This is a genomic window from Psychroserpens citreus (assembly GCF_055686305.1).
In genome coordinates, this window is record NZ_CM145999.1 from 2735451 (window position 1) to 2753283 (window position 17833).

The window sequence follows — 17833 nt, forward strand, 5'->3', positions numbered from 1 at the left end:
CAATTGCTATTTTTACATTAAATATTTAAAACATGATTTCTAAAGAACAATTTGATAAAGAAATAGAAGGTATTATCTCTAATGCAATACGTGAAGATGTTGGTGATGGAGATCATAGCTCTTTGGCATGCATTCCGGCTTCAGCTCAAGGAAAAGCGAAACTTTTGGTTAAAGATGAAGGAATCATTGCTGGTGTGGAATTTGCTAAGCAGGTGTTTTCATATGTAGATCCTAATATGACAGTAGAAACACTTATTGAAGATGGTAGTCAGGTTAAATATGGTGACATCGTATTTTATGTTGAAGGAGCTTCGCAATCGATACTAAAAGCCGAACGTTTGGTTTTAAATGCCATGCAACGCATGAGCGCAATAGCAACAAAAACAAGACAGTTTGTCGATTTGCTCGAAGGAACAGGGACTAAGATTTTAGATACTAGAAAAACAACACCTGGCATTAGAGCTCTAGAGAAATGGGCGGTTAAAATAGGAGGAGGTGAGAATCATAGATTTGCACTATATGACATGATTATGCTAAAAGATAATCATATTGATTTTTCTGGCGGAATAACTAAAGCGATTAATAAGACAAAAGATTATTTAAAAGCAACCAATCGCGATTTAAAAATTATTGTTGAAGCAAGAAACCTAGAAGAAATCAAAGAAATTCTTGAGACCGAAGGAGTGTATCGTATTCTCATTGATAACTTTAATTATGAAGATACAAGAACGGCCGTTAAATTAATTGGTGATCAATGTTTAACAGAGTCATCAGGTGGGATCAATGAAAAGACAATAAGACACTATGCCGAGTGTGGTGTTGATTATATTTCATCTGGAGCGTTGACACATTCTGTTTATAATATGGATTTAAGCCTAAAAGCGGTTTAATGTCTAAATCCTTAAAAGAGATATTAAGTAAAATTCCTGTAGTAAATCATGTTGTTGGTTTACTTCGAAAAATAAAACTTCCAGGACTTGAGGGCTTATCACTTTACGATCTATTGGAGTTGTATGCTATTGGTATTTTCGAAGGCGCTTTAACGGCTCGTGCTAGTGCCATTGCCTTTAGTTTTTTTACCGCAATATTTCCTTTTTTATTATTCGTTTTGATATTGATGCCTTACATTCCAATTGAAGGTTTTCAATTAGATTTCCAGGAATTTTTAATGTCTTTTTTGCCACCTCAAACTTCAGATTTTTTCTTTTCTAATATCTTTGAAAACATAGAAAATACTGAACGTGGAGGATTGTTGTCTTCTGTTTTTGTAATCTCAATGTTATTGATGGCTAATGGTGTTAATGCAGTGTTTTCTGGATTCGAAAATTCTTATCATCAAGAATCAACTCGAAATATATTTAAACAGTACTTGTACGCTTTAGGCGTTGCATTAATTTTAGCTTTGTTGGTAATTGTTACTGTAGCAGTGTTTGGATATGTGCAGATATATGTCATTCAGCCACTATATGATCAGTTCGAGAACCTAACACATTCTTCCAATGATAATAGTTTGTTTTGGGTAGTCTTTGCAAAATATCTCTTTTTTGTATTTATGGTATATATTGCTACTGCAACCCTATATTATTTTGGAACTAAAGCTGGTCGCACTTCAAAATTCTTTTCCATTGGTGCGCTCTTTACAACCTTATTAATTATTTTAACATCTTACCTATTTGGCGTTTATATCGAAAATTTCTCTCAGTATAATAAGCTTTACGGTTCAATTGGGGCTTTATTAATTTTATTATTGTATTTATGGTTGAACGCAAATATTTTATTATTAGGGTATGAACTAAATGCAACAATTAGGCGTTTAAAACGAAAAGAACAAGATGAGTAATAAGCGTTTTTATATACTAACTTTAATGCTTTTTTTGACCATGTCGGTTATGTCGCAAAGCATACTTGGAAAATGGAAAACCATTGATGATAAAACAGGAGAACAAAAATCAATTGTAGAGATTTATGAATTAAAGGGAAAAGTTTATGGTAAAATTATTGATATTTCAGATCCTGAAAAGCAAGATGCTCTTTGTGTATTATGTTCAGAGTCAGATTATAATAAGCCTATTCTCGGACTCACAATAATAAAAGATATGGTGAAATCTGGTGGTAGTTACAAAAAAGGGACCATTACCAATCCTGAGGATGGAAAAGTTTATGATTGCCGCATTAAACTTGATGATGGCAATAATGATCGATTACAAGTAAGAGGGTATATCGCTTTTTTTTATAGGACGCAGTATTGGTTGAGGATTAAAGATTAATGCAGTACTTTATCAACGTCATATTGCCAATACCGCTAGAAAAGAGCTTTACCTATGCCATTACCAAAGCTGAAGCAGAGTTTTTGAAACCAGGTATTCGAGTGTCTGTACCTTTCGGAAAAACAAAAATTTATACGGCTTTAGTCATTGAAATTCATAACAATGCGCCTCAGGTTTATGAAGCTAAAGAAATTCATCAAATACTGGATGATACGCCTATTGTTACCCAAATACAACTAAAGCATTGGGCATGGATTTCTCAATACTACATGTGTACATTGGGTGAGGTGATGCGCGCTGCTTTGCCAAGTGCATTCATTCTTGAAAGTGAGACGATTATTAGTAAAAATGCTGATGTTTTTATCAATGATACCGATTTAAAAGATGATGAGTTTATTGTTTATGAAGCATTACATCATCAGTCGTCTTTAAAAATTCAGGATTTAATGTCTATTTTGGACCGAAAAAATGTAGTGCCTGTTATTAAGCGTTTATTGGATAAAAATGCTATTTCAGTTCAAGAAGAAATCTTTGAAAAGTATAAACCAAAATTGGTGCGTTATGTGAGATTAGGTGTATTGTACTCTTCGGAAAGTGGTCTTCAAGAATTGCTGTCAGAATTAAGTCGAGCACCTAAGCAACGAGATGTAGTGATGACCTTATTCTCGATTTCAGCACAAACAAAAAAACCAGTTAAAGTGTCTGATTTGTCTTCGGAAAGTGGAGCGTCGTCAGCAATTGTTAAAGCATTAATTGATAAAGGAATTCTTGAAGAATACCATATCCAAACTGATAGAGTTCAATACCAAGGAGGAGATAATGAAGATTCAAAACATTTAAATAACCATCAAGCCAAGGCTTTAAATGAGATAGTGGAATCTTTTGGAAATCAAAATATTACATTGCTTCATGGTGTGACGTCATCTGGTAAAACAGAAGTTTATGTTAAGCTTATTGAGGCACAGTTAAGAGCGAATAGGCAAGTATTATATTTGCTTCCAGAAATTGCATTAACTACGCAATTAGTTGAACGCCTTCAACATTATTTTGGAGAAAAAGTGGCTGTTTTTCATAGTAAATATTCGGTTCATGAGCGTGTAGAAGTTTGGAATAATGTATTAGATAACTCACCAACTGCTCAACTGATTTTAGGAGCACGTTCTTCGGTCTTATTGCCATTTCAAAATTTAGGATTAGTCATTGTTGATGAAGAGCACGAGTCGTCTTATAAACAATTTGATCCTGCACCTCGATATCATGCCCGCGATACAGCAATTGTTTTGGCTAACCTATTTCAAAGTAAAACACTTTTGGGATCTGCAACACCAAGTCTAGAAAGCTACTATAACGCCAAACAAGGAAAATATGGTTTAGTAAAGTTGAATCATCGTTTTAATAATGTGCTAATGCCAGATATTGAATTGGTTGATATTAAGGATAAGCATAAGCGCAAGCGTATGCAAGGGCATTTTAGTGATCGATTAATAGAGGAGATGACTGAAACACTAGAACAAGGACATCAAATTATTCTATTTCAAAACCGTCGCGGTTTTTCACCTATTGTAGAATGTAATACTTGTGGGCATTCACCTCAATGTCCAAATTGTGATGTGAGTTTAACTTTTCACCAATATAAAAATCAATTGCGTTGTCATTATTGTGGATATAATACAGCTATGCCGCAAACCTGTGAAGCTTGTGGAGGCGTCGAACTTGATAGTAAGGGCTTTGGAACTGAGCAAGTAGAGCAGGAGGCGAAGTTGTTATTCCCTGATTATAATATTGGACGTATGGACTTAGATACAACAAGAGGTAAATATGGTTATGAAAAGATAATTACGGCATTAGAGCAAGGTGAGATTGATATTTTGGTTGGTACGCAAATGCTAACCAAAGGTTTGGATTTTAGAAATGTGAAGCTAGTTGGGATAATGAATGCTGATAATTTGCTTAATTTTCCAGATTTTAGAGCACACGAACGTAGTTATCAGTTAATGGCACAAGTATCAGGTAGAGCAGGGAGAACAGAAGAGCGCGGTAAAGTGTTAATTCAAACCTATAACCCTTATCATAAGATATTGCAGCAGGTCTCTACCAATAATTATGAGCAAATGTTTGATGAGCAGTTAGATGAACGCCATATTTATAAATATCCACCTGTTTTCAGAATGATAAAAATCACCTTAAAACATAAAGATTATAACCGTGTTAATTTAGGAGCAGATTGGTACGCTCGATCTCTGCGTACTATATTTGATCAGCATGTGTTAGGTCCAGAATTTCCTCCTGTGGCTAGAATTCGAAATCAATATTTAAAACATATTTTGATAAAGATTCCTCAAAAGCAATCGTTATCTAAAACAAAAGAAGCTATTATTAAAATTAATAACAGCTTCTTGAGTGTGAAAGATTTTAGGGCAATAAGAGTAATTTTAAATGTCGATAATTATTAGTTAAAAGTTAATTAGTTAGGGTCTTTAACATTATATCTTCAAACGAAATTCGTCTTTATTGGCCTTAAATATTATTTAAAGCATCTACAAGTTGGGTTTTCTTATTTCTACTCAATGGAATCTCATAAGCACCAACTTCTACGTTCTTGCTATTAAATCGATCCACCTTATCTAGGTTTACAATATATGATTTATGGATTCTAAGGAATTTACCTTCTGGTAATTCATGTTCAAAAGCTTTCATTGTAGATAAAACGACCAAGCTGTTTTCTTCGGTAACTAGTTTTACGTAATCACCTAGAGCTTCAATCCATTTAATATCTTTAATGTATACTTTTCGTTTTTTCAAGTTACTTTTAACGAAAATATGTTCGCCATCTGTTTCATTGAAATCTAGCTTAAGTTTATGTTGCTCAAGAGCTTTTTCTACAGAAGTATTAAAACGTTCCCTAGTAATAGGTTTTTGTAGGTAGTCGGTTGCATCATAATTGAAAGCTTTAAACGCGTATTCAGTTTTACCTGTAACGAAAATAATTTGGGGTTTGTTGTTGAGTACGTCGAGCAGCTCGAAACCGTTGAGTACAGGCATCTCAATATCTAAGAAGATTAAATCTACTTTATGAGTATTGAGCCCGTTCTTGGTCTCTAATGCGCTACTGTATTCTGCAATAAGGTTAAGTGAGGAATGATTCTCAATTAACTTTACAATCGATAATCGTTGAATCGCAGAATCATCAACTACTACACAGTTTAAAGTCATAACATTATTATATTTTAGGTTAAGATATCGACAATAGTACAAAAAATTCGGTTAAAAACCAAAAAACATCGGTAAAGTGTTAATTTTAACAAAATTTTAAGAAAACTATGACATCCAAATTTTTATATACAAAAACGTTGCCAGAAATAGAAATTATAGTTATTTTTGCACTCATTTTTAACACAATAAATAGATTTTTATGAATCATTATGAAACTGTTTTCATCTTAAATCCCGTTTTATCTGATGACCAGATAAAGGAAACAGTAAAGAAATATGAAGATTTTCTTGTTTCTAGAGGAGCGAAGATGGTAGCCAAAGAAGATTGGGGCTTAAAAAAATTAGCATACCCAATTCAAAACAAAAAAAGTGGTTTTTATCACTTATTTGAGTACACTGTAGATGGAGAAGTAGTAAATCCATTGGAAGTAGAGTTTAGACGTGATGAGCGTTTTATGCGTTACTTAACAGTAAAATTAGACAAGCATGCGATTGCTTGGGCAGAAAAGAGAAGAAACAGAGATAAACAAAAAGCGTAATTATGTCTTCAATTGAACAACAAGCAAAAGGAAAGAAAGACGGAGAAATTAGATATTTAACTCCGTTAAACATTGACACTAGCAAAACGAAGAAATATTGTCGTTTTAAGAAATCTGGAATCAAGTATGTTGATTACAAAGATCCAGATTGGTTATTAGGTTTTGTAAACGAGCAAGGTAAAATTTTACCAAGACGTTTAACAGGAACATCATTAAAATACCAAAGAAAAGTATCTGTAGCAGTAAAAAGAGCACGTCATTTAGCGTTAATGCCTTACGTAGCAGATTTATTAAAATAAAATATCATAACAATGGAACTTATATTAAAACAAGACGTTGAGAACTTAGGATTTAAAGACGATATTGTAACAGTAAAGAACGGTTATGGTAGAAACTTTTTAATTCCTCAAGGACAAGCTATAATGGCAACGTTATCTGCAAAGAAAGTTTTAGCAGAAACACTTAAGCAAAGAGCTTATAAAGAAAAATCAATAATTGAAGCGGCTCAGAAAACTGCAGATGCTATTAAAGAATTAGAAATTAAAATTTCTTCTAAAGTTGGTGCTGGAGACAAATTATTTGGATCTGTAAACAATATTGATTTAGCTAACGCATTACAAAATGCTGGTCATGAGATTGATAAAAAATTCATCTCTGTAGCTGGTGGAACTGTAAAACGTTTAGGAAAATACGACGCTGTAGTTAGATTACACAGAGAAGTATCGGTAGATTTACCATTTGAGGTTATAGCTGAAGCTTAAAACTCAAAACACATCATATTTAAGAGCCTCAGCAATATACGTTGAGGCTTTTTCAATACTTAATTTTAAGTACTATGAAATATTCTAGACTCTCAAAAGAGCAATTTGAAGAATTACACCAGGAGTTTATTAACTTCTTGGCTACACAATCTATTACTGCCAAAGAATGGGCAGATATTAAAGCTAATAAACCTGAAATTGCCGAACAAGAATTGGATGTGTTTAGTGATTTAATCTGGGAAGGTGTATTGTCAAAAGTTCAATACTTAGAGCATATTTCTCCTCAACAAATGCATTTATTTCATTGCTCAGAGAAACAAATGCGATTAATTGCACTTAAAATTAAAAATGCAGATATAGATATCACTACTAAAGATGGCTATGCATGGTTTAGAGACAATTTAATGTCTGATGATATAGAATTCTTTACAGCATCCAAAGATTATTCAAAAGATAAGAATCAAGATAAATTTAAGCTTATTCAAGAAGGCGCAAATATTACTAAAGGCCAATTATATCTATACTTCGAGAATTTAGTGAGTAAGTAAATATAAGGGCAAGATTTTATATCTTATAGAATGTCACACTGAGCGCAGTCGAAGTGTCATAACAAGTATCTCTATAACACTATAGCTAGATCATTCCACAGGAATGTATAAATCTACAATGCACTTTTTCTCAGGGTGCGTGTTAAAATCGTTGTGATAAATTTCAAAAGGAGGCTCATTCCTTTTTTTATACCCATTCGCATTCATCCATTTAAATAAATGAGACCATGCAGTTGGGAATTCATGAATCTCAATTTCGCAGCGTCTAATGATATATAATCCAGAATTAATGATTGTTGGCATGATCTCGCCATTAGCTTTAATTGGCGTATCAACTAATAAGCAGGCACTCATCCGTACTTTATTTGGAGCTGTAATTTTAAAACTGTCGTAAAAAATAGTTGCAATTTTAAAATCAGACTTCCGTAATAAACCTTTTTGTTCAGCCCATTCCAATAAACGATATATTGTTGAACTCAATTCTTGTTTTCCAATACAGGTGATGCTAGCTGTATGAATGGTTGGTATTCGCTTTACTTCAATTTGTGATGTCATATTACTATCGTAGTTTTGATTTGAAGTCCAAACATAAGGTTCAAAACTAGTGATTGCTTGCCCATTCTTGCTTTTCACTTGACTAATCTTGCTATATTTTCCTTTACTTTCTTTTCGAAAATGTGATGGGCTCATTCCATAAAACTTCTTAAACGCCCTTGTGAATGAGGAATTACTTGTAAATCCGAATTGAGTTGATAATTCTGAAATCGTTACGTCTTCATGATGTAATAAAGACGCAGATGCTTTTTCAACACGTTTCCTAGAGATATATGCATTAAGTGTTTCTTTTGTGAAAGTTTTAAATAGCCGATGAAAATGGAAAGGAGAGTAGTGAGCTACTTTCGAGACCTCTTCAAGTGTTAAATCGCTTTCTAGGTGTTGTTCAATATAGTGGAGGGCTTTAGTAATGCTTTTGATGTGGTCTTTTGAAAGTGTCATAAATAATTACTCATAACGTAACGATTCCACAGGATCTAATTTTGCAGCTTTTACAGCAGGCATCAAACCAGAAACAATAGCAACAATAAATGTGATAACAACTGCACTCATCATCGCGAGCCATGGTGTAGTAAACTTAAAGCCTAATCCAGCCGAAATACCCCAGCCAGCTAAGATACCCAGTAAGATCCCAAAAAGGCCACCTAACTGACTTATAATCATGGTCTCAATTAAAAACTGAAACGCAATCGTACCACGTTTTGCACCTAATGCTTTTCTTACACCTATCTCTCGAGTACGCTCTGATACGGAAACGAGCATCATATTCAATAATGCAATTGTAGATCCAAATATGGTAATAATTCCGATGATCCATGCCGCAGTTTCTAAGATTCCAGTAATAGAACCAACACGGTTTATTAAATCATCACTGCGCTCTAAACCAAAATTGTTTTCTTCTACAGGATTTAACCCTCTAATGTTTCTGAACAATAATATCGCTTCATCCTGCGCACCTTCAAGCATATCCTTCTTTTCGGTTTTTATACTGAGGTTGTAATTAATATTTGCATTGGTGAAAATTGTTCTCGCTTTTTGTAGAGGCATTAACACACGTAAATCTTGATTATTACCAAAAGTAGCTCCTTTTTCTTTTAGAACACCAACCACTTTAAATTTTGCGCCTCTAATGCTAATCGTTTTGTTTAACGGATTAACATCATCTAATAATGCTTTTTTTAAATCACTACCAATTACACAAACACTGTTGCTGTTTTCTACATCAAAATAATTTAACGCTCTTCCGGTATCAACTTCTAATCCAGAATTTTGAATAAAATGTTCGTTGACCCCAAATACTTGTACTTCAGGATCTGTTTTTTCATTTTCGTATTTTACTTCAGCACCACGTGTGCCTAAAAATGAAATGGCAGTCTTTGTAAAAGGAAAGTTATAGTCTTCTTTAAATTTTTTAACCTCTCTATAATTAATTACAGGATTAATTTTTTGAGCTTCATCACCACGTCGTTGGGTATTAAACTCATAACGTTGTATATTAAAGGTGTTTGCTCCCATAGATGAGAAGTCACTAGAAATGGTGTTTTGTAATGCAGATACAGCACTTAAAATACATACCAATGCAGTAATTCCGATGGCGATAATTAAAATGGTAAGAATGGTACGAAGCAATTGACTTCTTATCGAATCAAAGGCAATGCGGATATTTTCTCTAACTAATGAAAACATAGAACACTTAAAAGTTGGTTGCGTTTTACAATAAGACTACAAAACACCTATAAAGTTACTATAAAATTGAAATAACTTTCGAATGCGACTAAAATTTATAATATTTTTGTGACTCATTAAATGAGAATTAACCTAGTAAATATTCTTTTCTCTTCGGAAATAGTAATGATTACTGAAAATGAGATTCCCGTTTTCATGGGAAATAAACATGGCACAAAAACCAAGCATACCAAAAGGCACTAGAGACTTTAATCCGCAAGAAGTAGCTAAGCGAAATTATATCTTTAATACGATACGTTCACAATTTGAAATTTTCGGATTTCAACCTATAGAAACACCAAGTTTTGAAAACTCTAGTACATTGATGGGTAAGTATGGAGAGGAAGGTGATCGCTTGATTTTTAAGATTTTGAACTCTGGGGATTTTTTGAATAAGGTTAATGATAAATTATATCAAGCTAAAGATTCGAATAAAATTACTTCTAGTATTTCTGAAAAAGCCCTGCGTTATGATCTAACCGTTCCGTTTGCACGTTATGTAGTACAGCACCAAAATGAGATTGACTTTCCTTTTAAACGCTATCAAATTCAACCGGTTTGGAGAGCAGATCGTCCACAGAAAGGGCGTTTTAGAGAGTTTTACCAATGTGATGCCGATGTGGTTGGAAGTAATTCGCTATGGCAAGAAGTTGAGTTTGTACAATTATATGATGCTGTCTTTTCTGCTATAGGATTACATGGTGTTACCATTAAAATTAATAATAGAAAAATATTGTCTGGTATTGCCGAAGTGATAGGTGCTCAAGATAAACTCATAGATTTCACTGTAGCTCTAGATAAGTTAGACAAAATAGGAGAGGAGAAAGTTAAAGCCGAAATGTTGGCAAAGGGTATTTCTGAAGTAGGAATCAATAAGCTTCAACCTTTATTTACTTTATCAGGAGATTTTGGTTCGCAGATTAACGAATTAAAATCGATTCTTAAAATTTCTGAAGAAGGGCAAAAAGGAATTGAAGAGTTAGAATTCATTAATACCGGAATTGAATCACTTGGACTAAAAACAGCAACCCTACAGTTAGATGTTACACTAGCACGTGGTTTAAATTATTATACAGGCGCTATTTTTGAAGTCGCTGCTCCCGAAGGTGTTAAGATGGGGTCTATAGGAGGTGGAGGTCGTTATGATGATCTAACAGGAATATTTGGTTTAAAAGATATGAGTGGTGTTGGTATTAGTTTTGGCTTGGATCGTATTGCTTTAGTTTTAGAAGATTTGAACTTATTCCCTGAAACCATTACTAATACTGTAAAGGTGCTATTTCTTAATTTTGGAGAGGCAGAAGCTATGGCAAGTATGAAAGCTATTAAGAGTCTTCGTGAACAAGGTGTTTCTGCAGAATTGTTTCCAGATAATAAAAACACAAAGAAGCAATTTAATTATGCGAACAAGCGTGATATTCCGTTTGTTGTATTATTGGGAGAGTCTGAATTAAATTCAAGTACCTATACTTTGAAAAACATGAAGTCTGGTGAGCAACAACAATTGTCATTAGAAGCGCTTATTTCTACATTGCAATAGAAAGTTCATTTATAGATTAAAAAAAAAGCCTCAATCCAATAAGGAGAGAGGCTATCTTTAAGTTAAGATCACGGTAGATTTGGGTCTATGTTATTTCACCAAAACTTTCTTAGATAACAAACCGCTTAAAGTATCTATCTTAATGATGTAAGTTCCAGTGCTTAGGTTCTTAACTTGGTATTCAGAATAGTCCAGTTCTGAAATATTTTCAATTTTAATAATATTTTGTCCAATGATGTTGTATAATTCTATAGACTTAACTTCAACAAAATTTGGATTATGTAATGCTATACTTTGTGTTTCATTATTATAAAACGTATCAAGCGTTTTTAGATCTGAATCATCAACACTTAAGGCATCACCAGATTCACTAAATGTTAATTCAAATCGCTCTAAATATTCACCAGCAGGGAGGAAGAACTCAAAATCTCCTTCTCTCAGATTATGATAGGTGTTGTTTTCAATATCATGAATAAAAATATCTATACTATCTGGAACATATTCTAGTTCATCTATAGTAATAGTATTTAACCCATCATCTCTTGTCTTAATACCTAATGGATATGTGCTTTCTGGATTAGCTTCATTACTACCTTGTATAGTGAACTTTTCATTATCAATCATCCAGAATAAATCATCCATTTGATTATCGTATATTTTTGCATCAAAAGCCCAATCATAACCTGTAGTTGTATTTTCATCTATGGTTAATAACAATTGTCTATGAATGGTATTAATTGAATTAAATCCAATTCTAAATTTCATTCGGTCATCAATTTCAGCATCGTTGAAAGCTGTATTATTTCCACTACCATCATTTCTTACAAATACTGAAGTTCCAGTAGATTCTTTTCTGTAAGCACGTTGACCATTATTGAAGTTAATTGATCCTGTACTTTCTCCAACAACGAAGAAACCTTGACTTACAGGGATATAACGAGCAGGTAGTTTTGTAGGTGTTCCACCTGTACCAACATCTGGATCATTTGTTCCTAGAGAAGGAGCACCTACACCACCTGAGAAATTATAGGTTGCGTATCCACCTTGATAGTCTTGAAGGTTATGATTTCCACCTCCCCAATGCTCCCAGAAATATAGGGTACCACTAATTAATGGGTCGGCACCAGCACCTGTAATATTTGGTCCATTATCAGTAATAAATTGATTAGCATCTAATGCTGAAGGGTATGGGTTACCAACAAGGTAATCATTTCCTGCATTTAATGTGAGGTTGATATCACCGTTATTTGGTTTTCCTAAAAGCACATAGTTTTGTTGATCAACAATAGTTCCAGATCCTGGTCCTTTCATTGTAAATCCTTCACCTGCTAATAGTGTTCCATTTTGTCGTACATGCTGCCATGCCGAATAATCATCGTCAAGTTGATTAGCAAATTTCCAAATCCAGTAGTCGGCAATGGTTATTGTTGACCCGTCTGATCCATCATAAGAATTATTGATGAAGTTTACAGGATTAACACCATCATACATTACATCGCTTACTGAATAGGAATTGTTATTAGTTGTATTATTAAGCTCACCTACTGGTGAAGACCAGTAATTGTATGTGTGAACGTCTGCTGTACCTTGTTGGTCTTTTTCTAAAGAACCATCTGATGTTGGATCTAAATCACTGCCAATAGTTTGTACTAATTGCGATTGACCTTCAAGATCTAGTTTTCCATCTAGCTTTAAATAATGAGATATAGTTAAACCATTTCCAGCTGTTGCATCCGCATTATTACCATCTACTGTTAATTCTGCACCAGAATCAACATATAGTCCTAAAACTTGTCTATCACGACCTAAGTTAGTCTCAGTATCGATTGTTACATCATCACTCACTCTAACAATATTCCAATCAATTGGAGTGGTGCCATCTACAATAGATAAAGCATTTGGTAATGTTTGTACTGCATTATTTAACCAAGTGGCGTCAGTTGTCCAATCACCATCATTTTGAGATTCATATGGTAGTGGAGCTGTTTGTCTATCAACTGTGTCTAAATTTCTTAATGCTCCTTGATTGCTATTGCCAGAGGCGTCATCAGTATTGGTGTATGTATATGTTGACATTGGGTAGTATCCAGCTAGTTCTGACCATGGAATAGAACCGATATCGTTTTTGGTAATCGTTGTTGGTAATTCAATACCAGCAACAAAGTTCGAATTATCCTCAATTTCTTGATTCATAACAAAACGTAATTGATCTACTGTAAGTGCTGTATCCCAAACTCGAACTTCATCGATGTTGCCTCTGAAAAACTGCTTTGGATTATTTTTAGCGGCAGCAGCAATAAAGAAAGATTGATTTGTTGCAACAGGAGGGGTTCTATTTGCGGAATTGTCTAACACGCCATCAATATATATGAATAATCTTGCTCCATTGTAAATTACTGCTATATGATGCCATTCCTCTCTTGGTATTGAAGTGATTGATGTCAATGTTTGATTAGTTCCATTTTTCCAAAACATTTGAATTCTATTATCATTCAAAATTCTTAAATCGTAACCTTCGGTAAACGGGTCATTTCTTTTAGAGGCTATGGATTTAGTCGCAGAGTCTGTAATATCTCTTTTAATCCAGGCAGAAATTGTAAATTCAGAAGGATTAATGTCTAATGCATTTTCCATATCAATATAGTCAACGTTACCGTCAAAATATACTGAACGTTCTACAACAATTTGTGGGGCATAACCAAAAGTGATATACTTTGTACCATCAAAATCATAATCAGTTTCTAGGTTTCCATTTCCATCAGATCTCATCACACGATAATCTGCAGTAGGATCGAATACTCCAGTACTAGAAATAAACATATAGTAATTACCAGGAGGTGAAATATTTCTAATAGCATTTTGCGGCAACCTTACTTTTACAGAAGGAATGTCACCTCCTGTTTCTACTACCTTCCATACGCGTTGCATTGCTGTAAAGGACACGTTGGTGGTTAAGGCTGGAGAAATTCCTGCACTCATATTTACAGAGATAGTTGCTGAGGCAAGATCTAAATCTGCGCCGTTATTTCCCCATACTAAAAATTCTCTGTCATTTAATGAAATAGGATTACCTGAGATATGTTGATTGTTGGTATCATAAATATCATCTAATCCCATAGTTAAGAATCCGCTAGTTAATGTTGGACCAAATGCATCTGTTCCATCCGATTCTACATTTTGACTTTTAGATTGTTTTTGATTTAAAATAGAGGCATCATCACGTCCAATACCAGCAATATCATAATTATAAGTGCTATTTGCACTACTGTCCCATATAATGGTCCCTTGAGAATCAATATAATCAACATCATTTTGTCTATGATTGCTGTGTGCATAAGCAGTTGATGAGCTTTGTAGAGTAACTCCATATTTTAAAGCCAAATAGCTTTGTATTTTTTGTTGATTTAAAGCAGAGTTAGGTGAAGTATATGAAATTACTTCAGCAATCATACCGTTCATTTGAGAAGTTGTTCTTCCCGCAATTCCACTTCGACCTGTTCCAATTAAAAATGGTAAGTTGCTAAATTCATTAAAACTAAGTGTGCTTCCATCTCCAGAAATTCCTGTTGAGTTATCAACGCGCTTACCATTTTTATAAATTTCTGATTCGGTTCCAGCTGTATTCGTTTTAACATTTACAATTGTTGGATGATTTTGGTAGCTATCTGTAGTTGTTAAAAATGCTCTACCATAAGACTCAGGGGCTGAGGCTCCAGAATTAGAGAATGAACTTATAGTATGTGCTAAAATTTCATTAGCATATCTCGATGAGACACTTCCAACTCCTAAACCAGTTGGGTCTTCATGGAATTGGTCATCTGAATATCGACCTCCTATAGCAAATTGTCGACCAGGGCTAAAGCTACCTGTACTGGTATCAATTTCGTCATCTGAATAAAAAACGACATAATAATCTTGAGAGAAGAATCCTCCTTTTCCATTCATATACTCAATATTATTATGATCAAAATCGGCTACTGGATTAAAATTGATGTTTCTTGAGGCATTATCTCTGTATGTTGGTGCTAAAGTTGCTGCAGCATATGCATCTTCTTTATCTAAAGCAGTATCGTATGCTTGATCTTCCCATGTAGTTAAAGGATCTCCATCTGTTACTGAAACACCATCATTCATTTTTAACCATAATCTTAAATTACTGGTAAGGCTAGCTGGTGCGATTGATGCATCAGCTAATGCTGAAATGGGATCAGCTTCAATTCTAAAATTGTCAAAGGCTACACCATCGTCGGTGCCTGATCCATCTGATCTAAATTGCAATCTAAATCTAATATTGTTTTGATTTGAAAACAGAGCATCACTTAGAACATATCTAGTATTTTGAAATTGACTATGCGGATTAAATGAAGGTGATTGGGTATGTGTATCACCATTCCAAGCATCACCTCCAAATACAGATGTATTATCTTCATACCAATTGGTACCTGAACCACTGACTCCGAGAGTGGTCCATGAGCCACCTGCAATAGAATATTGAATAATCATTCCATCATAATCATCTTCCGTTTTACATTTTACATCTAGACTTAGTTGAAGATTATATAAACCAGTAAGATCAATAATTGGACTTTGAATAATAATATCTGTGTTATTGTTATAAGTGTTGAAATTGGTATTTCTCCAAAAATAACCTTCTCCTAATTCTGAAGTAGGGAAACTGTTTGTCCATACCCAAGAATCATTAGTGCTTGTAGTTGGTGTCCAACCTCCATTAGTTGCATCAAAATCTTCAAAATAAGCAGTGTATGAAGGCGGTCCAGCTATTCCAGTTCCTTGGATATCAAAATTATATGGGTTTTCATCACTATCATTATTTGCAATACTTACCGAAGCCGTTCGCAGTCCAACACCACTAGGATCAAACGTAATATCAAAAGTTGTGCTTCCTGATGCTGCAACAGATCCTGTAGGAGATGATGTTAATGTAAAGTCTGATGCGTTTGCGCCAGTTACGTTTATGCTGGATATAGTTAATGAAGATGTTCCAATATTTTGAATCGTAAATGTATTAACGTTTGTACCACTTACCGTATTGATACTTCCAAAATCGGTATCATCTGTTCCAGAAGGTGTTATATCTCCGTCTACGATAGTTGTAGCATTACCTTCCACATTAATTTCTGGGCCAGGAGTTGTTCCCGTTCCTTGAATATCAAAGTTATAAGGATTTTCATCACTATCACCATTTACTATACTAACGGTAGCTGTTCTTAGTCCATCAGCACTTGGGTTAAATGTAATGTCGAAAGAGGTGCTTCCTGAAGCAGCAATTGATCCTGCAGGAGTAGCGGTTACTGTAAAATCACCTGGGTGTGCACCTGTAATTGAAATAGCACCAATAGATAATGACGTTGTGCCTACATTTTGTATTGTAAATGTATTAACGTTTGTTCCTGCTGCTGTATCTACATTTCCAAAGTCAGTATCATCTGTAACGCTAGGCGTTGTATCACCATCTAAAATTGTTAAGCTATTACCTAGAATATTAATTTCTGGACCAGAAACAGCCGTGGCAGTTAATGAAATATCATCAATAGCCATATCACTTCTATAGTCTGAGCCTGTAACGCCTCTAAATCGTATTCTAATTGATTGACCTACATAGCTAGCAAGGTTTATATTTACTTGGGTCCAAGCTTGGTTACTGCTACTTTGATCTTGTGTTGATCTAGACCAAAGCGATATAGGGTAGGTAAGTCCATTATCTGTACTTAGTTCTACATTTAAACTTCCCATATCTGAACCGTACATATGGTAATAGAAAGAGAATTGACCAGTAGATTGTGCAGTTAAATCAAAACACGGGCTTACTAGATTAAAAGTGTAGTTAAAATTTGGATTACTGGCTTCTGTAAATAAGTAATACGAGCCACCATTAGCTCCATTTGGTCCAGTACTTCCAGACGGTGTGCCTCCAGAATGACGTGTCCAATCACTATTATCACCAGCATCTTGAATCCAAGCACCAAGACCAGATTCAAAACCCTCATTATATGGGAAAGTTCCAACAGAGCTTCCGCAACCAGAACCGGTAATTATTATATCATCATATACACTCCATTGATTTGATGAACCAGATTGACCTAGAAATCTAAATCTTGAGTTCGTAGCAAAAGTATAAGTGCCACTATTCAAGGTAACACTAAAAGAAGCACTATTAGCTGGACCCCCACCAGTATAATCGGTCCCTTTTCTAAATTGTCTAATTGTAGTCCATGTTGACCCATTGTAATATTGTAAATCAAAACCATCTCCATTTGCTTGCCCTGTACTATTTACATTACAAAATGAAAAAGTAACATCTGTATAGGGAGTTAAATCGTAAGTTGGAGAAAGTACATTAGAACTTGAATTTGTAGGATAATTATAATACGTGTATAATGCACCATAATTTGTGCAACTGTTAGAGTTAAAGTTTCTACCTGCGTAATTTCCTCCATCTGTCCAAGACTCCCAACCAGTATCAAAATAGTGGCTGGCAATGGTAGTTTGAGAAAATGATAAACTTGTTAGTAAAAGTATGCAACATATTATGGCATACTTTCTTAGTGAAAGTGTAGACGTTTTCATAAGCGGTTAAATTTTAGTTTGGGACTAATAAAATTATGATACAAACCTACTTTAAAACTCTATGAAATGCAAATTTAATCGATGAAATACATCATTAA

13 protein-coding genes are annotated in these 17833 nt (G+C 34.2%); 9 read left to right on the forward strand and 4 right to left on the reverse strand.

What is annotated here, in order from left to right; genetic code table 11:
- Nucleotides 1-32 precede the first annotated feature (32 nt).
- The 4 genes from nadC to priA are packed head-to-tail and all read left to right on the forward strand — an operon-like array spanning nt 33 to nt 4720.
- Complete coding sequence (nadC, locus tag ACTU6T_RS12340) at nt 33-890, forward strand: carboxylating nicotinate-nucleotide diphosphorylase (RefSeq protein ID WP_460218503.1); 858 nt, start codon at nt 33-35, stop codon at nt 888-890.
- Nucleotides 890-1840 carry a YihY/virulence factor BrkB family protein gene (locus tag ACTU6T_RS12345; protein WP_460218504.1) on the forward strand — a complete coding sequence of 317 codons (951 nt, stop codon included), beginning with the start codon at nt 890-892 and terminating at the stop codon, nt 1838-1840. Before nadC ends, ACTU6T_RS12345 begins: the two co-directional genes overlap by 1 nt.
- On the forward strand, nt 1833-2267 hold the full coding sequence (locus ACTU6T_RS12350; RefSeq protein ID WP_460218505.1) for a DUF2147 domain-containing protein: 435 nt from the start codon (nt 1833-1835) through the stop codon (nt 2265-2267). Before ACTU6T_RS12345 ends, ACTU6T_RS12350 begins: the two co-directional genes overlap by 8 nt.
- A complete protein-coding gene (priA, locus tag ACTU6T_RS12355; protein WP_460218506.1) occupies nt 2267-4720 on the forward strand; it encodes a replication restart helicase PriA in 2454 nt (817 codons plus the stop codon). Before ACTU6T_RS12350 ends, priA begins: the two co-directional genes overlap by 1 nt.
- A gap of 64 nt (nt 4721-4784) precedes the next feature.
- Here the strand turns inward: priA and ACTU6T_RS12360 are convergent, their stop codons facing one another.
- On the reverse strand, nt 4785-5480 hold the full coding sequence (locus tag ACTU6T_RS12360; RefSeq protein ID WP_040254020.1) for a LytR/AlgR family response regulator transcription factor: 696 nt from the start codon (nt 5478-5480) through the stop codon (nt 4785-4787).
- A gap of 199 nt (nt 5481-5679) precedes the next feature.
- On the opposite strand from ACTU6T_RS12360, the gene rpsF reads away from it, so the two are divergent.
- The 4 genes from rpsF (at nt 5680) to ACTU6T_RS12380 (ending at nt 7327) form a co-directional block, all read left to right on the forward strand.
- On the forward strand, nt 5680-6018 hold the full coding sequence (gene rpsF, locus ACTU6T_RS12365; RefSeq protein ID WP_260097515.1) for a 30S ribosomal protein S6: 339 nt from the start codon (nt 5680-5682) through the stop codon (nt 6016-6018).
- On the forward strand, nt 6018-6317 hold the full coding sequence (gene rpsR / locus ACTU6T_RS12370) for a 30S ribosomal protein S18 (RefSeq protein ID WP_260097911.1): 300 nt from the start codon (nt 6018-6020) through the stop codon (nt 6315-6317). The genes rpsF and rpsR overlap by 1 nt, the downstream gene beginning before the upstream one ends.
- A 12-nt stretch (nt 6318-6329) precedes the next feature.
- Nucleotides 6330-6779 (forward strand): 50S ribosomal protein L9, encoded by a 450-nt coding sequence (gene rplI, locus ACTU6T_RS12375; protein ID WP_460218507.1) that lies wholly within the window; start codon nt 6330-6332, stop codon nt 6777-6779.
- Nucleotides 6780-6853: 74 nt separating this feature from the next.
- On the forward strand, nt 6854-7327 hold the full coding sequence (locus ACTU6T_RS12380; RefSeq protein WP_460218508.1) for a DUF6495 family protein: 474 nt from the start codon (nt 6854-6856) through the stop codon (nt 7325-7327).
- Nucleotides 7328-7417: 90 nt separating this feature from the next.
- Here the strand turns inward: ACTU6T_RS12380 and ACTU6T_RS12385 are convergent, their stop codons facing one another.
- Both ACTU6T_RS12385 and ACTU6T_RS12390 read right to left on the reverse strand, forming a co-directional pair.
- On the reverse strand, nt 7418-8323 hold the full coding sequence (locus ACTU6T_RS12385) for an AraC family transcriptional regulator (protein ID WP_460218509.1): 906 nt from the start codon (nt 8321-8323) through the stop codon (nt 7418-7420).
- Nucleotides 8324-8329: 6 nt separating this feature from the next.
- Nucleotides 8330-9568 (reverse strand): ABC transporter permease, encoded by a 1239-nt coding sequence (locus tag ACTU6T_RS12390; RefSeq protein ID WP_460218510.1) that lies wholly within the window; start codon nt 9566-9568, stop codon nt 8330-8332.
- 208 nt (nt 9569-9776) lie between these two features.
- Here ACTU6T_RS12390 and hisS point away from each other — a divergent pair, with 208 nt between their 5' ends.
- Nucleotides 9777-11147, forward strand: coding sequence for a histidine--tRNA ligase (hisS, locus tag ACTU6T_RS12395; protein WP_460218511.1), 1371 nt, complete (start codon nt 9777-9779; stop codon nt 11145-11147).
- Nucleotides 11148-11237: 90 nt separating this feature from the next.
- On the opposite strand, the gene ACTU6T_RS12400 is transcribed toward hisS, so the two are convergent.
- Nucleotides 11238-17735, reverse strand: a complete 6498-nt coding sequence (locus ACTU6T_RS12400) for a choice-of-anchor D domain-containing protein (RefSeq protein WP_460218512.1) — start codon at nt 17733-17735, stop codon at nt 11238-11240.
- Between the last annotated feature and the right edge of the window lie 98 nt (nt 17736-17833).